The 15,387-nt window shown below is 72.8% G+C and carries 14 protein-coding genes; 7 read left to right on the top strand and 7 right to left on the bottom strand.

The window, feature by feature from the left end:
- Positions 1 to 3: 3 nt before the first annotated feature.
- Positions 4 to 1,386, top strand: a complete 1,383-nt coding sequence (locus tag ABZ721_RS15565; protein WP_358789224.1) for a PLP-dependent aminotransferase family protein — start codon at positions 4 to 6, stop codon at positions 1,384 to 1,386.
- On the opposite strand, the gene ABZ721_RS15560 is transcribed toward ABZ721_RS15565, so the two are convergent.
- Together ABZ721_RS15560 and ABZ721_RS15555 are read right to left on the bottom strand one after the other, a co-directional pair.
- The gene (locus ABZ721_RS15560; RefSeq protein ID WP_358789143.1) at positions 1,316 to 2,074 is read right to left on the bottom strand and encodes a rhomboid-like protein; all 759 of its coding nucleotides are present in this window, start codon (positions 2,072 to 2,074) and stop codon (positions 1,316 to 1,318) included. The genes ABZ721_RS15565 and ABZ721_RS15560 overlap by 71 nt on opposite strands.
- 116 nt (positions 2,075 to 2,190) lie before the next feature.
- Positions 2,191 to 2,802 (bottom strand): YceI family protein, encoded by a 612-nt coding sequence (locus tag ABZ721_RS15555; protein ID WP_358789142.1) that lies wholly within the window; start codon positions 2,800 to 2,802, stop codon positions 2,191 to 2,193.
- Between the two features lie 125 nt (positions 2,803 to 2,927).
- Between ABZ721_RS15555 and ABZ721_RS15550 the strand changes: the two genes are divergently transcribed.
- Both ABZ721_RS15550 and ABZ721_RS15545 read left to right on the top strand, forming a co-directional pair.
- The gene (locus ABZ721_RS15550) at positions 2,928 to 3,662 is read left to right on the top strand and encodes a FadR/GntR family transcriptional regulator (RefSeq protein WP_358789141.1); all 735 of its coding nucleotides are present in this window, start codon (positions 2,928 to 2,930) and stop codon (positions 3,660 to 3,662) included.
- 112 nt (positions 3,663 to 3,774) lie between these two features.
- Positions 3,775 to 5,052 carry an MFS transporter gene (locus tag ABZ721_RS15545; RefSeq protein WP_358789140.1) on the top strand — a complete coding sequence of 426 codons (1,278 nt, stop codon included), beginning with the start codon at positions 3,775 to 3,777 and terminating at the stop codon, positions 5,050 to 5,052.
- A 49-nt stretch (positions 5,053 to 5,101) separates the two neighbouring features.
- On the opposite strand, the gene ABZ721_RS15540 is transcribed toward ABZ721_RS15545, so the two are convergent.
- From ABZ721_RS15540 to ABZ721_RS15525, 4 genes are read right to left on the bottom strand one after another with little or no spacing between them, the layout of a single operon-like run.
- Positions 5,102 to 5,821: an ABC transporter permease subunit gene (locus ABZ721_RS15540; protein WP_358789139.1), complete on the bottom strand. Its 720-nt coding sequence runs from the start codon at positions 5,819 to 5,821 to the stop codon at positions 5,102 to 5,104.
- 32 nt (positions 5,822 to 5,853) lie between these two features.
- Positions 5,854 to 6,771 carry an ABC transporter ATP-binding protein gene (locus ABZ721_RS15535; RefSeq protein WP_358789138.1) on the bottom strand — a complete coding sequence of 306 codons (918 nt, stop codon included), beginning with the start codon at positions 6,769 to 6,771 and terminating at the stop codon, positions 5,854 to 5,856.
- Positions 6,768 to 7,694: an ABC transporter permease subunit gene (locus ABZ721_RS15530; RefSeq protein ID WP_358789137.1), complete on the bottom strand. Its 927-nt coding sequence runs from the start codon at positions 7,692 to 7,694 to the stop codon at positions 6,768 to 6,770. Before ABZ721_RS15530 ends, ABZ721_RS15535 begins: the two co-directional genes overlap by 4 nt.
- Entirely contained in the window at positions 7,684 to 8,763 is a 1,080-nt protein-coding gene (locus ABZ721_RS15525; RefSeq protein ID WP_358789223.1) for an ABC transporter ATP-binding protein, read from the bottom strand. The genes ABZ721_RS15530 and ABZ721_RS15525 overlap by 11 nt, the downstream gene beginning before the upstream one ends.
- Before the next feature lie 264 nt (positions 8,764 to 9,027).
- On the opposite strand from ABZ721_RS15525, the gene ABZ721_RS15520 reads away from it, so the two are divergent.
- From ABZ721_RS15520 to ABZ721_RS15505, 4 genes are all read left to right on the top strand, one after another.
- Positions 9,028 to 9,885, top strand: a complete 858-nt coding sequence (locus ABZ721_RS15520; RefSeq protein WP_358789136.1) for a M24 family metallopeptidase — start codon at positions 9,028 to 9,030, stop codon at positions 9,883 to 9,885.
- Entirely contained in the window at positions 9,882 to 11,681 is a 1,800-nt protein-coding gene (locus ABZ721_RS15515; protein WP_358789135.1) for an SDR family oxidoreductase, read from the top strand. Before ABZ721_RS15520 ends, ABZ721_RS15515 begins: the two co-directional genes overlap by 4 nt.
- Before the next feature lie 23 nt (positions 11,682 to 11,704).
- Positions 11,705 to 12,670: a MerR family transcriptional regulator gene (locus tag ABZ721_RS15510; RefSeq protein ID WP_358789134.1), complete on the top strand. Its 966-nt coding sequence runs from the start codon at positions 11,705 to 11,707 to the stop codon at positions 12,668 to 12,670.
- Positions 12,671 to 12,733: 63 nt separating this feature from the next.
- Positions 12,734 to 13,600 carry a Cof-type HAD-IIB family hydrolase gene (locus ABZ721_RS15505; protein ID WP_358789133.1) on the top strand — a complete coding sequence of 289 codons (867 nt, stop codon included), beginning with the start codon at positions 12,734 to 12,736 and terminating at the stop codon, positions 13,598 to 13,600.
- Between the two features lie 29 nt (positions 13,601 to 13,629).
- Here the strand turns inward: ABZ721_RS15505 and ABZ721_RS15500 are convergent, their stop codons facing one another.
- Positions 13,630 to 15,327 (bottom strand): GAF domain-containing protein, encoded by a 1,698-nt coding sequence (locus tag ABZ721_RS15500; RefSeq protein WP_358789132.1) that lies wholly within the window; start codon positions 15,325 to 15,327, stop codon positions 13,630 to 13,632.
- Between the last annotated feature and the right edge of the window lie 60 nt (positions 15,328 to 15,387).

Below are 15,387 nucleotides of genomic sequence, written 5' to 3'. Positions count from 1 at the left end.
CACCTGGAGCTGACCGGTCCCGGCGGCCGGCGGGCCTCGCTGATGCGGGCACTGCGCGAGGCGATCCGCTCCGGGCGGCTCGCCCCCGGCACCCGGCTGCCGCCCTACCGCACGCTCTCCGCCGACCTCGGCATCGCCCGCAACACCGTCGCGGAGGCGTACGCCGAACTCGTCGCCGAGGGCTGGCTGACCGCCCGCCAGGGCTCCGGCACCCGCGTCGCACCGCGGGCCGCGCCCGCGCGGCGCGGACCCGCCTCCCCCGTCCCCTCCCCGCCGCCCGCGCGGCCCGCGTACAACCTGCTGCAGGGGCAGCCGGACGCGAGCAGCTTCCCCCGCTCCTCCTGGCTCACCTCCGCCCGCCGCGCGCTGACCGCGGCGCCCACCGAGGCGTTCGGCCCCGGTGACCCGCACGGCCGCCCGGAGCTGCGCGAGGCGCTGGCCGAGTACCTCGCCCGCGCCCGCGGGGTGCGGACCGACCCGGCCTCGATCGTCATCAGCTCGGGCTTCGCCCACAGCCTGCGGCTGCTGGTCCGGGTGCTGCGCGGCCCGATGGCCGTGGAGGCGTACGGGCTGGCGTTCCACCGGGGCATCCTGGCCGCCGCCCGGATGCGCACGGTGCCGCTCGCGGTCGACGCGGAGGGCGCCCGTACCGGGGAGCTGGCGGCGAGCGGCGCGAGGTCCGTGCTGCTCACGCCCGCCCACCAGTTCCCGACCGGCGGGCCGCTCGGCCCGGAGCGGCGGGCGGCCGTCGTCGACTGGGCCAGGACGACGGGCGGCACCGTCCTGGAGGACGACTACGACGGGGAGTTCCGCTACGACAGGCAGCCGGTCGGCGCCCTGCAGGGGCTCGACCCGGAGCGCGTCGTCCACCTCGGGTCGGTCAGCAAGAGCCTGTCACCGGCGGTGCGGCTGGGCTGGATGGTGCTGCCCGGTCCGCTCGTGGCGGAGGTGGTGGCCGCCAAGGGGGAGCGGGAGGCCACGGCGAGCGCCCTGGACCAGCTGACCCTGGCGGACCTCATCACCTCCGGCGCCTACGACCGCCACGTCCGGCGGATGCGGCAGCGCTACCGCCGGCGGCGCGATCTGCTCGTCGCCGCGCTCGCCGAGCGGGCACCGCACATCGACGTCTCCGGCGTCGCGGCCGGGCTGCACGCGGTGCTGGAGCTGCCGCCGGGTACGGAGGACGCCGCCGTCCGGGCGGCGCTCGCCCGCGGTCTCGTCCTGGACGGGTTGGCCGGATACCGCCACCCCGACAGCACGATGCCGGTGCAGGACGGGCTGGTCGTCGGGTACGGCACCCCGCCGGAGCACGCGTTCAGCGGCGCTCTCGAAGCCCTGTGCCGGATCCTTCCGCCGGCCGGCGGTCGGCGGCCGGACGGCCCGTAGGGGGCTGCGGCGGGCGCGGGCTCCCGGGCAGGCGCGCGGCCGGCGTCAGCGCGTAGCAGGCCAGGCCGATGAGGACGGCCGTGAGGTGGCCGAGGTCGGTGAAGGTGCGGCTGGTGAGGACCGGCACCGTGAAGAACGTCAGGATCCCCAGCAGGTAACCCCACCGCCAGGGGCGCGGCACCAGGTACGTCAGCACCCCGACGACCCCGGCCATCCCGTAGCTGACCCCCACGTCGATGGTGTGGGCGAGGGAGCGCGGCAGCCGGTCGTAATGGATGCCGAACAGTACGGCCTTCTGGCTGACGAGCGTGGCGCCGATGTGCGCGGTGGCGACGACGACGAGCCAGCGCCAGGTGCCCAGCCAGCGTTCGGCGGGCGCGTGCACCAGCTCGTAGAAGACGAAGTAGATGGCGAAGCCGGACGGGGTCGCGACCCACAGGGCGCTGGCGAGCAGCACCCGGATCGGGTGCTGCCGCAGTTCGATGAGGTTGGTGCTGACGTGGTGCAGCAGGTACGCCCGCACGTGCGGCGACACGACGGCGACCACGCAGGTCGTGATCGTCAGGATCAGCAGCCAGATGTGGGTCCCGGGGGAGGAACGCACCCAGGAGACGCCGAAGCGCCCCACACCCTTGAGGGTGATGCGGCGGCGCTCGGCGGGCGTTGGGGTGACTTGCTCTGCGGCCATCACCCTCATCATCTGTCAGGGCCGCTCGACGCGGCCAATCGCGTTTCGGACGTTCTTGATCACGCCCGGTCGGCGGGGCGCGGGAGGCGCCCCGGGGGCCAGGGTCGGGATCAGGATCAGGCGTTCTTGATGGCGGAGATGTCGAAGCTCAGCTTCACCTGCTCGCCGATGAGCACGCCACCGGTCTCCAGGGCCGCGTTGTAGTTCAGGCCCCAGTCGGTGCGGTCGATCTTCGCGGTGCCCTCGAAGCCGACGCGCTCGTTGCCGTACAGGTCCTTGGCGGAGCCGTTGTAGGCGAGGTCGAGCGTGACCGGGCGGGTGGTGCCCTTGATGGTGAGGTCGCCCGTCATGCGGTACGAGTCCTCGCCCAGGCGCTCGGCGGCGGTGGAGCGGAAGGTGATCTCCGGGAAGGCGGGGGCGTCGAAGAAGTCGCCGGTGCGCAGGTGCTCGTCGCGCTGGGCCTGGTTGGTGTCGATGCTGGCGACCTTGATGACCAGCTCGGCGGTGGACAGGTGCGGGTTGCCGCCGTCGAGGTGCAGCGAGCCCTCGTACTCGGTGAACTGGCCGCGGACGGTGGTGACCATCGCGTGCCGGACGGAGAAGCCGATCTCGCTGTGGGTCGGGTCGACGGTGTACTCACCGGTGAGGTGCGACAGGTCGGCTGCGGCGGGGGCGGTCGCCACGGCGGTGCCGGCGTCCGCGGTCCTGGTGCGGTTGAAGAGGCCCATGATGTGCTCCTTACGAGTAGTTCAACGTTCAACTTCATTCACCATAACCCCATTCCCTTGAAGTTTCAACAAGGCCGCCCGACGGGCTCGACCCGAGGCGTTCGACCAAGTTGTAGGATGACCGGATGACACTGCACGCGGCCGACCGCCGCTCCCTCGTCGACACCGTCGTCGAGCAGCTGCGCGAGCAGCTCGCCGCCGGGACCTGGCAGGTCGGGATGCGCATCCCCACCGAACACGAACTGGCCGACCTCCTCGGCGTCGGCCGCAACACGGTCCGCGAAGCGGTCCGGGTGCTGGCGCACGCCGGCCAGCTGGAGTCGCGCCAGGGCCAGGGCACGTACGTGATCTCCCGGGCCGACCCCGCCGCCGTGCTCCGCGGCATGCGCAGGGCCGGCATCCGCGACGTGCTGGAGCTGCGTGTCGCACTGGAGGCGGAGGGTGCCCGGCTGGCCGCCGTCCGGCGGACGCCGGCGGACCTGGAGCGCATGCGCTCGGCGCTCGGCACCGTGCACGGGCACGGCGCGGAACTGGTCGGCGACGCCCAGGCCGACGACGACGTCCGCTTCCACCAGTACGTGGTGGAGGCCGCGCACAACGCCGCGCTGACCGAGGTCTACCGCTACTTCAGCTCGTCCGTCCGCGAGTCGCTGCTGGCCGCGGTCGGCGACAGCGACATGCCGCCGATCGACCTCGCGACCCACACCGCGCTGGTCGACGCCATCGAGGCGGGGGACCCGCAGGCGGCCGACAGCGCCGCGCGGGCGCTGCTGCGGGAGCCGCTGCGCGCGGTCGAGGCCCTCCTCGCCGTCGAACCGGACGGCCCGGCCGCGGCACCGGACGACCCCGCCGCCGGCTGAACCGTCCGGGACCGCACGACCGCCGACCCGCACCACCCGATCGACCGCTGCACCGCTCGACCGCTCCACCGCTCCACCGCTCCACGCATCACGTTCCGGAAAGGCGCCCGTTTTGCCCCGTACGACCGTCACCGTCCCGCTGATCGACGCGGAGCCCGGCCACCGCCGCCCGTCCGCGTCGTCCCGGCTGCTCTCCCACCCCTTCCTGCTGCTGGCCGGCATCGTCGTGGCCTCGCTCAACATGCGGGGCGCGCTGGCCAGCATGGCGCCGCTGGTCGGTGACGTCAGCGCGCACTACGGGCTCTCCTCGACGGTGAGCAGCCTGGTCACGTCGGTGCCGGTGCTCTTCCTCGGTCTCGGCTCGATGGTCGCGCCCCGGCTCTCGCAGCGGTTCGGCACCGAACAGGTGCTCTTCGCCGCGCTGGTGGCGCTGGCCGCCGGGATCGTGGTGCGCTCGCTCTCCTCCGTCACCGCGCTGTTCGCCGGCAGCATCCTGCTGGGAACGGCGATAGCCCTGCTCAACGTCCTGATGCCCGGCCTGATCAAGCGCGACTTCCCGCACCGGGCCGCGAGCATGACGTCGCTCTACACCTGCTCGATGGTCATCGGCGCGTCGACGGCGGCCGGGGTGTCCGTCCCCCTGGAGAAGTCGTTCGGCGGCAGCTGGCAGGAGGCGCTGGCGTTCTGGGCGCTGCCGGCGGCCGTCGCGGCCGCGGTCTGGTTCCCGCAGGTGGTGCTGTCGCGCCGGAGCCGTTCCGGCGCCTCCGGCCCGCCCGGCACGCCCGCGACGCCTCCCGGCACGGGTCCGGCGGTCCGCGACACGAACGTCTGGCGGGCGCCGCTGGCCTGGCAGGTCACCTGCTTCATGGGCCTGCAGTCGCTGCTCGTCTACGTCGTCATCGCCTGGATGCCGACGATCCTCACCGACCACGGGATGAGCAAGGGCACCGCCGGGATCGTCTTCGCCGTCAGCAACCTGATCCAGGTGGTGGGCGCGTTCGTCTTCCCGCTGCTCGCGGGCCGGATGCGCAGCCAGGGCCCGCTGGTCGCCGCCGCCGTCGGCCTGACCGCCGCCGGGTACGTGGGGCTGCTGGTGGACCCGGTGGGCGGCGCCTGGGTGTGGGCCGCGCTGCTCGGCGTCGGCCAGGGCGGCGCCGTCGGGCTGGCGCTGACGATGATCGTGCTCCGCAGCCGGAACGCGTACACCGCCGCACGGCTGTCGGGGATGGCGCAGGGCGTCGGCTACCTGCTCGCCGCCGCGGGACCGCTGGCGGCCGGCGCGCTCTACCAGAGCACCGGCGGCTGGACCGCGCCGATCGTGCTGATGCTGCTGGTGTGCTGCGCGCAGCTCGCCGCGGGACTGGGCGCGGGCAGGGACCGCAGGATCTGAGACCCGGTCCCCGCCCTCGCCCCTGCCCTTGTCCTGCCCCCTGCGGGTGTTACTCCTCGCCCGCCAGGGTCAGCGAGCGCAGCCGCTGCGCGGCGAACCACGTGGCGGCGACCGTCACCGCGAGGAGCAGGACGACCGCGACCGGGAGCCCGACGTCGGACTGCACGATCTCGCCGCCGCCGATCTTCTCCGCCAGCGCCAGCGCCCACTGCTGGACGCTGAGGGTGCGGGCGCCCGGCACGAGGTTGCCGATGAGGGATTCCCAGACCAGCGCGTAGACGAGCCCCGCCACCACCGCGTGCCGGGTGACGACGCCCAGCAGCAGGAAGACGGCGGCGTAGGTGACCGACGCGACGGCCGCGGCGATGCCGTAGGCGACCGCGAGCTGCTGGCTGTTGCCGTTCAGGATGAAGCCGGCGATGAGGGTCGGGATGGCCGAGAACGCCATGGCGACGCCGATCGCGACGACCAGTTTCGTCAGGATGATCGACGGCCGCTTCAGCGGTTTGGCCAGCAGGTAGACGATCGATCCGTCGTCGATCTCCGGTGCGATGGCGCCCGTGCCGGCGATGACGCCGATCAGCGGCACCATCGTCGCGAGCGCGAAGCCGCCCAGCAGGTCGCTGGTGACCTGGTCGTCCACGCCGGCCAGGGCGCGCACGGCGCCGGCGATGACGATCAGCAGCGCGGGCAGCGCGAAGAGGATGAGTGCGCGGCGCCTGCCGAGCAGCGCCCGGAAGGTGAGCCGGGCCACGGTGGGGTTGTACATCGGTGGGCTCCTTAGGGCCGTCTGGGCCGCGCTTACGCCGTGACCAGGTAGGAGAAGACGCTCTCCAGGGACTCGTCGGACGGCGAGACCGTGTACAGCCGGATGCCGTTCTCCCGGGCGACGCGCGGCAGCAGCTCCGTGAAGCCGGAGAAGTCGATCGCCTGGATGCGCAGCGCCTTCTCGGACCAGTCGAGCTCGATCGCGGCGGTCGACGCGTCCGCGATGAGCGCGGCGGCCAGCTGCCGGTCGTCGCTGGACCGGACGAGGTAGCGGTGCGGGCGGTCCGTCATCAGACGGCGGATCTTGCGGAAGTCGCCGGACGCGGCGTGCCGGCCGGCCACCACGACCTCGATGTGGCTCGCGAGCTGCTCGACCTCCTCCAGGATGTGCGAGGAGAACAGCACGGTCCGGCCGTCGGAGCCCATCTGCCGCAGCAGGTCCATCAGGTGCAGCCGCTGGCGCGGGTCCATGCCGTTGAAGGGCTCGTCGAGCAGGAGCACCGACGGGTCGTGGACGAGGGCCGAAGCCATCTTCACGCGCTGCCGCATGCCCTTGGAGTATGTGTCGATCTTGCGGTCCTGCGCGTACGCCATCTCGACGGTCGCCAGGGCGCGGTGCGCGGCGGCGCCGGGGTCGGGCAGCCCGTGCAGCTCGGCGTTGGCCAGGACGAACTCGGCGCCGGTGAGGAAGTCGTACATCCCCTCCCGCTCGGGCACGATCCCGATGTGGTGGTACACCTGCTCGTTGCGCCAGATCCGGGTGCCGTCGAGGGTGACGGAGCCGGTGGAGGGGGCGAGGAAGCCGGCCATCATGTTGATGAGGGTGGACTTCCCCGCGCCGTTCGGGCCGAGCAGGCCCGTCACGCCGGGGCCGATCGACATGGTGACGTCGTTGACCGCCACCACGTTGCCGAACCAGCGCGAGACGTTGTCGATGGTGATCGTCGTCACGAGAGTCCGACCTTCCGGTAGCGGCGCATCAGCAGGCCGAAGCAGCCGGCGATCACACCGAGGAGCACGATCAGGTAGACGATGCCCGCGAGGGCGTCGGGCGGGCCGTAGTTGCCCGGGTTGGAGACGGTGGCGCCGAGCCACCAGGACTGCGCACCGTCCAGCAGGCTGATCGGGGAGAAGAGGCCGAACCAGCCCTCCGCGTCGAAGTTCTCCTGGCTGTAGGCGACGCCCTGGATGGCGCTGACCGCGCCGTACGAGATGGCGATGACCGCGATGATCGCGGCGACGCCGAACCCGCGGCGGGGGGTGATGGCGGCGATGACCATGCCGATGCCGGCCAGCAGCAGGGAGAGCAGGAGAGCGGCCACGATTCCCTTCCCGAAGCCGGCCGTCTGGGACGCGAAGCCGAACTTCCCCAGCAGCGCGCCGACGTAGAGGATGACCAGCGGCACCGCGGTCAGGATGAACAGCGCCGCCGTCATCGCCGCGAACTTGGCGGCGACGTAGTCGATGCGCTCGATGGGGCGCGAGAAGTACAGCGGCGTCGTCTTGAACCGCAGGTCGCGGGAGACGGACTGCGGGGCCTGGGCCGCGACGAAGAGCGCGATGACCATCTGCAGGTAGATCGTGTACTGCATGTACTGCAGCGGCAGCTTGGTCATCTTCGTGCTGATCGCGACCGCGACGATGATCAGCGCGGGAGCGCACATCGCGGCGAACAGCAGCATGGGCAGGACCTTGGACTTCGCCGACCGGCCGAGGCCGTAGGCGCCGCGCAGGCTCTGCGAGAAGAGGGAGAGGCGGGCGTAGCCGCGGCCGAGGCGCGGGCCGTCGTAGTGGCGGTAGCCGATGTTGTGGATGACGTCGGCGGCGCGCTGGGGCTCCTGCTGGGCGGGAACGGGAACGGTGTCAGGCTGCATCTCGGCTGCCTCCCTTCTGCGGCCGGCTGCCGTCGGCGCCCGCGGTCTCCAGGGCGTCGGACTCGCCGCCCTTCGCGTCGGTTGCGTCGTGGGTCGTGTCGTCAGTCGTGTCGTCAGTCGTGTCGTCAGTCGTGTCGTCGGAGCTGAAGACCTCCGCGATGCGGTGGCGCCGCTGCTCCATCCGCACCAGGCCCAGGCCCAGGTCGGCGACCGAGTCCCTGATGAGGTCGTAGGTGGCCTCGCCGTCCATGTCGACGAGCAGGATGTGGCCGATGTTCGCGCCGGCGGAGCCGGGGCCCTCGCCCCGGACGGAGACGCCCAGCGCGGTCAGCGCCGTGCGCAGCGCCTCGGTGCCGTGCGGGTGCCGGTCGGTGTCGGTGACCTCGACCGCGAGGGAGGCGGTGGCCTGCGTGAAGTCGCTGGTGGAGGAGGAGCGGAGCAGCTTCCCGCCGTCGATGACGACGACGTGGTCGCTGATGCGCTCCAGCTCGCCGAGCAGGTGCGAGGTGACCAGGACGGAGATGCCGAAGTCGCTGTGGACCCGGCGGATCAGTCCCAGCATCTCGTCGCGGCCCGCCGGGTCCAGGCCGTTGGTCGGCTCGTCGAGGAGGACCAGCTTCGGGTCGTGCACCAGCGCCTGCGCCAGCTTGACGCGCTGCTTCATGCCCGTGGAGTAGCCGCCCATGGCGCGGTACCGCTCCTCGTACAGCCCGACGTGGCGCAGGGTGTCGGCGGTGCGCTCGCGGGCCGCGGCGGGCGGCAGCCCGGACATCCGCGCCATGTGGACGACGAACTCGGTCGCCGAGACATCGGGCGGCAGGCAGTCGTGTTCGGGCATGTACCCGACCAGACCGCGGATCGCCGCGCCATCGGTGGCCACGTCGAGTCCGAGCACGGCGGCACGGCCCTCGGTGGCCGGGGACAGACCCAGCAGAATCTTGATCAGGGTCGACTTGCCGGCGCCGTTCGCACCCACCAGCCCGGTCACACCGGGGGTGATGTCCACGGAGAGCCGGTCCAGGGCGGTCACCCTCGGGTACCGCTTGCTCAGGCTTTCGGTCACGATCACAGTCACGTCCCCGACGGTAGTGGCGCAGACCACACCGGAGCGTCCCTCTCGGGGGCCCAATCCGCGTAGTCCTGCGGGCTGACCCCCCGTAGGGGATGTCCTCCGAGCGCGGGATCGATGTCAGGGTCATGGCGGGGTGACAGGGGTTTTCCACAGGCGGGGAAGGCGCTCTTGACCTTGCCATGGAGTGATGTCACATTCATCGATGTCAGGGTTGGTCGGCGCACGCCGGGCTGGGTGCCGTACTGGGGGTGGGCGGTGGCGATGAGTCATCGATCGAACGTGCCGGTGCAGGGGCCGGCGAGCGTACCGGCGGACGAGCTGGACGGGTTCCGCGAGGTCCAGCGGCTGGCGTACGCGTGCGCCGAGGCGGTCGCGGCGCAGCTCAGACCGGGGGTGACCGAGCGGGAGGCCGCCCGCCTGATGCGGGAGTGGCTGCGCGAGCGGGGCGTGCGGGACTGGTTCCATCTGCCGTTCGCCTGGTTCGGGGACCGGACGGCCTTCACGGGCTTCAGGGTGCCGCTGCAGTTCTTCCCCACGCAGCGGCGGCTGGAGCCGGGGATGCCCTTCATCCTGGACGTCGCCCCGGTCTTCCAGGCGTACACCGCCGACATCGGGTACTCCGGCTGCCTGGGCCTCAACCCCGTCCACGACCGGCTGCTGGCGGATCTGCGCGACCACCGTGAGCTGATCCTGCACGGAGTGCGCGAGCGCCGCCCACTGCGGACGATCTACGAGGACGTGGACCGGCTGATGGTGCGGCAGGGGTACGCCAACCGCCACCGCGCCTATCCGTTCGGGGTCATCGCGCACAAGGTCGACCGGGTGCGCGAGCGGCGCTGGTCGCCGCGGATCGCCGGCTTCGGCACCCAGAGCCTGCGGGGGCTGGCGAAGGACGCGCTGCACGGGCACCGGGACGGCTGGTCCCCGCTGTGGAGCCCGTACCGGATGTCCGACCACCCGCCGCAACCGGGCCTGTGGGCCGTCGAGCCCCATCTCGGATTCCGCGGGACCGGGGCGAAGTTCGAGGAGATCCTCGTGGTCACGGCCACGGACGCGTACTGGCTGGACGACGAGGTACCGCATGTGAAGCGCTGGAAGGAAGCGGGTCTGACCGTATGAGCCGAGACGGCGTGGGAGAAGGCAAGGCGAGTCCGGAGCACCGGGCGCCGCGCGAGCGGTGGGTGGCGGGCGACGGGGTGGAGCTGTGCGTCGTCGAGTACGGGGACGTGTCGCTGCCGACCGTGGTGCTGCTGCACGGCTACCCGGACAGCAAGGAGGTGTGGTCGCAGGTCGCCGACCGGCTCGCGGACCGCTTCCATGTGGTGCTCTACGACGTGCGCGGCCACGGGCGCTCGACCGCGCCGCGACCGCTGCGCGGCGGCTTCCGGCTGGAGAAGCTGACCGACGACTTCCTGGCCGTCGCGGACGCCGTCAGCCCGGACCGGCCGGTCCACCTCGTGGGCCACGACTGGGGCTCGGTCCAGGGCTGGGAGTTCGCCACGGTGGGACGCACCGAGGGCCGGATCGCGACCTTCACGTCCCTCTCCGGCCCCTCCCTCGACCACCTCGGCCACTGGATCAAGCAGCGCGTCGCGCGGCCGACCCCGCGCCGGCTCGCCCAGCTCCTCGGCCAGGGCGCCAAGTCCTGGTACGTGTACGCGCTCCACACCCCCGTGCTGCCGGAGCTGGCCTGGCGCGGAGTGCTCGGCCGGCAGTGGCCCAAGCTGCTCGCCCGCGCCGAGAAGGTCTCGTCCGCTGAGTACCCGACGGCCTCGCTGCCCGAGGACGCCGCCCACGGCACGTGGCTCTACCGGGACAACGTCAGGGAGCGGATGCGCGCCCCGCGCACGGACGCGTACGCCCACGTGCCGGTGCAGCTGATCACCCCGACCGGCGACCCGTTCCTGTCGCAGAAGCTCTACGACGGGCTGGAGCAGTGGGTCCCCGACCTGCGGCGCCGCACGATCGCCACGAAGCACTGGGTGCCGCGGACCCGTCCGGACCAGCTCGCCCAGTGGATCGGGGAGTTCGTGACGTCCAACGAGGAGGGCCGTCCCGCCCGGACCACCCCGGACCGGCCCGGTCCCGCGGGTGAGCGCTTCGCCGGCCGGCTGGTGCTGGTGACGGGCGCGGGCAGCGGCATCGGACGGGCCACCGCGTTCGCCTTCGCCGAGGCGGGCGCGCGGATCATCGCGGTGGACCGGGACGCGGAGTCCGCGGCCCGCACCGCGGAGCTGTCCCGGCTGATCGGCGCGCCGGACGCGTGGGCCGAGACCGTGGACGTCTCCGACGAGCAGGCCATGGAGAAGCTCGCGGAGAGGACCGCCACCGAGTACGGCGTGCCCGACGTCGTGGTCAACAACGCCGGCATCGGCCTGGCCGGCTCCTTCCTCGACACCACCCCCGAGGAGTGGAAGCGGGTGCTGGACGTCAACCTGTGGGGCGTCATCCACGGCTGCCGGCTCTTCGCCCGGCAGATGGTCGACCGCGGCCAGGGCGGCCACATCGTCAACACCGCCTCGGCCGCCGCCTTCCAGCCGTCGCGCGCGCTGCCCGCCTACAGCACGTCCAAGGCCGCCGTGCTGATGCTCAGCGAGTGCCTGCGGGCCGAACTGGCCCCGCACGACATCGGGGTGACCGCCATCTGCCCCGGTATCGTCAACACCAACATCACCTCGACCACCCGCTTCGCCGGGGCCGACGACGCCGAGCAGGACCGGCGCCGTGCCCGATCGTCCCGGTTGTACGGGCTGCGCAACTACCCTCCGGAGAAGGTCGCCGAGGCGATCGTGCGCGCGGTCCTGCGCAACTCCGCGGTCGTCCCGGTCACCCCCGAGGCGCGCGGCGCCCGGCTGCTGGGCCGGCTGTCCCCCAGGGCGCTCCGCGGCCTGGCCCGTCTCGACCCGCCTGTCTAGGCCGGGCCAGGAGGTCCCCCACCATGAGCCACCCGACCGTCGAGCGCCACGGCTACCGGATCGAGGACCTGGCCCACTCCAGTGGCACCACGGTCCGCACGATCCGGGGCTACCAGGACCGCGGGCTGCTGCCGAAACCCGAACGCCGGGGCCGGGCCAACGTGTACGACGAGACGCACCTGGCCCGGCTGCGGCAGATCGCCGACCTCCTGGAGCGCGGCTACACGCTGGCCAGCATCAAGGAGCTGCTGGAGGCGTGGGACTCCGGCACCGGCCTCGGCGGGGTCCTCGGCCTGGTCAACGAGGTGGACCGGCCCTGGTCCGACGAGACGCCGGCCCGGATCTCCCGAGCCGAGCTGATCGAGTCCTTCGGCGGCGTGCCGGACGAGGCCGCCATCACCGACGCCCTGGACCTGGGGGTGCTGGAGGCCGTCCCCGGCAGTGAGGACGAGTTCCTCGTCCCCAGCCCGCAGGAGTTGGCGGCCGCCGCCGAGCTGTACTCCGCGGGCGTCCCGCTGTCCGCGATCAGCGGCCACCTGAGGGAGCTGCGGATCCAGGTCGAGTACATCTCGGAGCGGTTCCTGCAGTTCACCACCGAGCACGTGTTCCAGCGCTATCTGGACCATCCGCCCACCGACGCCGAGGCGGCGGAGGCGGCGTCCCTCGTCCGGCGGCTGCGCCCGCTCGCCCAGCAGACCCTGGACGCGGAGCTGGCGCGCGCGATGCGCATGATGGCCACCGAGCAGGTCAGAAGGCACCTCGGCGATCTCGTGGCGGAGCCGGCGCCCCCGGCGGAGCCCGCCGTCGTCCCGGTCTCGCTGCCGGCGGACACGGTGAGCGCCGTCCGCGAGCTGGTCGGCCGTCGAGGCGTCCCGGCCTTCGTCGCGGCCGCCGCGGAACGCGAGGTCCTGGCCCGCACCCTGGACACCCTCGCCGGCCTCCCCGCCGACGGCGCCACTCGGACGGAGGGGGCGCGCGACCAGGGATGAGTCGCACCGCGGGGCGACCCGCGGCCGTACCTGTGTGCGGGTGGCGAGGTCGTATACGGGAGGATGGGGGCTGTGACCTCAGCCCCCGAGCATCCCCAGTCCCCGGACGCCCGCCCGTCGGCCCGCCCGCCCCGGCTGATCGCCACCGACCTCGACGGCACGCTGCTGCGTGACGACAAGACGGTCTCGGACCGCACGATCGCCGCGCTCGCGGACGCCGAGGCGGCCGGCATCGAGGTCTTCTTCGTCACCGGCCGGCCCGCCCGCTGGATGAACGTCGTCGCCGAGCACACCGCCCGGCACGGGATGGCGATCTGCGCGAACGGCGCCGCCGTGTACGACCTGCACCGCGGCCGGCTGCTCGCCGCGTACCCGCTCGACACGAAGGACGCGCTCGCCGTCGTGGAGGCGCTGCGCGCGGCCGTGCCCGGCACGACCTTCGCCGTGGAGCGGACGAACGGCTTCTCGTACGAGCCCGCGTACCCCCCGTACGCCCCGATGCCAGACGCGGTGATCGCGCCCGCCGAGGAGCTGCTCGCCGACAACGGCGCCCCGGTCCTCAAGCTGCTGGCCAAGCACCCGGACGCCGACCCGGACGCGTTCCTCGCCACGGCGCTGGACGCGGCGGGCGAGCACGGCGAGATCACCCGTTCCAGCGCGTCCGCGCTGCTGGAGATCAGCGGCCCCGGGGTCAGCAAGGCCACCACCCTCGCCCGGTGCTGCGCGGAGCGCGGGGTGTCGGCCGAGGAGGTCGTCGCCTTCGGCGACATGCCGAACGACCTGGCGATGCTCAGCTGGGCGGGCACCTCGTACGCGGTCGCCAACGCGCACCCCGCGGTCCTCGCCGCCACCACGCACCGCACCGCCGCCAACCAGGACGACGGCGTGGCCCGCATCATCGAGCGGATCCTGCTGACCCGCGGCAACTGAGCCCCGCGCCGGCCGGAACGGGGGCGCCGCTACAGCGGCGCCTCCCACACCACCGTCGTGCCCGTCCCGTCCGGCCCCGGACCGTAGCCGCTCGACCCGCCGAGGGCCTCCGCGCGCCGCGCCAGATTGCTCAGGCCGCTGCGGCGGCCCTCCGCCGGGATGCCCACGCCGTCGTCGGTGACCGTCAGCCGCACCCCGGTCACCGCGGCGCCGGCACCGCCGGCGGCTCGCGGCAGCGTGACCGTCGCGTCGATCAGCACGTCGACGCGGTTCGCCCGCGCGTGCCGCAAGGCGTTCGACAGCACCTCGCGCAGCGCGGCGATCAGGTTCTTCGCGGTCAACTCGCCGACCAGCGCGTCCACCGCCCCCACGAAGCGCACCGACGGCTGGAAGCCCAGGGGGACGGCGGCCGTGCCGATCTCCCGCAGCACCCGGGTCCGCAGACCGGCCGGCTGGTCGGCGGGGGTCTGCTGGAGTGCGAAGATCGCGGTGCGCACCTCCTGGATGGTGGCGTCCAGTTCGTCGACGGCCTTGCCGATACCGTCCCGCACCTGCGGGACCACCGAGCGGCGCTGCGCGCCCTGGAGCATCAGCCCGGTCGCGAAGAGCCGCTGGATGACCAGGTCGTGCAGGTCACGGGCGATCCGGTCGCGGTCCTCGTAGACCGCCAGCCGCTCCCGGTCGCGCTGGACGTCGACCAGCAGCAGCGCCAGCGCGGCCTGCGCGGCGAACTGGGTGGCCAGGGTGCGTTCCACCTCGGTGAACGGCTTGCCGCCGCGCTCGCGCGGCAGCGCCAGCGTGCCGATCACCCGGTCGTTGCTCTTGAGCGGGAGCATCATGCTGGGCCCGAACCTGGGGGCCAGGTGGGTGGTCATCCGCACGTCCATGGACGAGTCGTCGACGAAGACCGGCTCCCCGTCGAGCAGCAGCCGGGCGACCGGGCTCTCCGCCTGGATGACGGTGCCGATCATCCCGGCCGGTTCGTCGGCGGAGACCGCGACGACCTCCAGGCCGCCCTCCTCCGTCGGCAGCAGGACGAGCCCGGCGGCGGCCTCGGCCAGCTTGCGGGCCTGCTCGGCGACGACGTCGAGCGCGTCCTCCGCCGTGTCGCCCGTCAGCAGTGCGGTGGTGAGAGCCGCTGAACCGTTGATCCAGCGTTCGCGCTGCCGGGTCGCCTCGTACAGCCGCGCGTTGCCGATCGCGATCCCCGCCTCGGTGGCCAGGATCCGCACCACCTGCAGATCCTCCTCGGTGAACTCGCCGCCGCCGCGCTTCTCGGTCAGGTAGAGGTTCCCGAAGACCTCGGAGTGGACGCGGATCGGCACCCCGAGGAAGGCCCGCACCGGGGGGTGGCCCGGCGGGACCCCCGCCGAGCGCGGATCCTCCGTGATGTCGGCGACCCGCAGCGGCACCGGATGGCGGATGACTTCACCGAGCAGCCCCGTACGGCCGTCCGGGATCGCGCCGATGCGTTCGATGACCTCATCCGACATGCCGTAGGTGACGAAGTCGGCGAGGCCGGTGCCGTCGTCGTTGAGCACCCCGAGCGCCGCGTAGCGGGCGGACGCCAGCTCGGCCGCGGTCTGGACGATCCTGCGCAGCGTCGTGTGCAGTTCCAGGCCGGTGCCGACGGAGACGACGGCCTCCAGCAGCTCGGGCAGGCGCAGGGTGATCTGGGAGGCCACGCCCTGGAAGTTGAGGATCGACGGCTCGCTGTCGTCTGCCATGCTCCTCAGCGTATTTGTTCTGGTTTGTCCCTGCCGGTCAGCACAGCGGGCCCGGCACTG

Origin of the sequence: Streptomyces sp. NPDC006733, assembly GCF_040636125.1 — a bacterium.
In the GTDB taxonomy this organism is placed as follows: domain Bacteria; phylum Actinomycetota; class Actinomycetes; order Streptomycetales; family Streptomycetaceae; genus Actinacidiphila.
The sequence above is the reverse complement of the archived record's forward strand: the minus strand, read 5'-3'. Positions and strand labels throughout refer to the sequence as shown.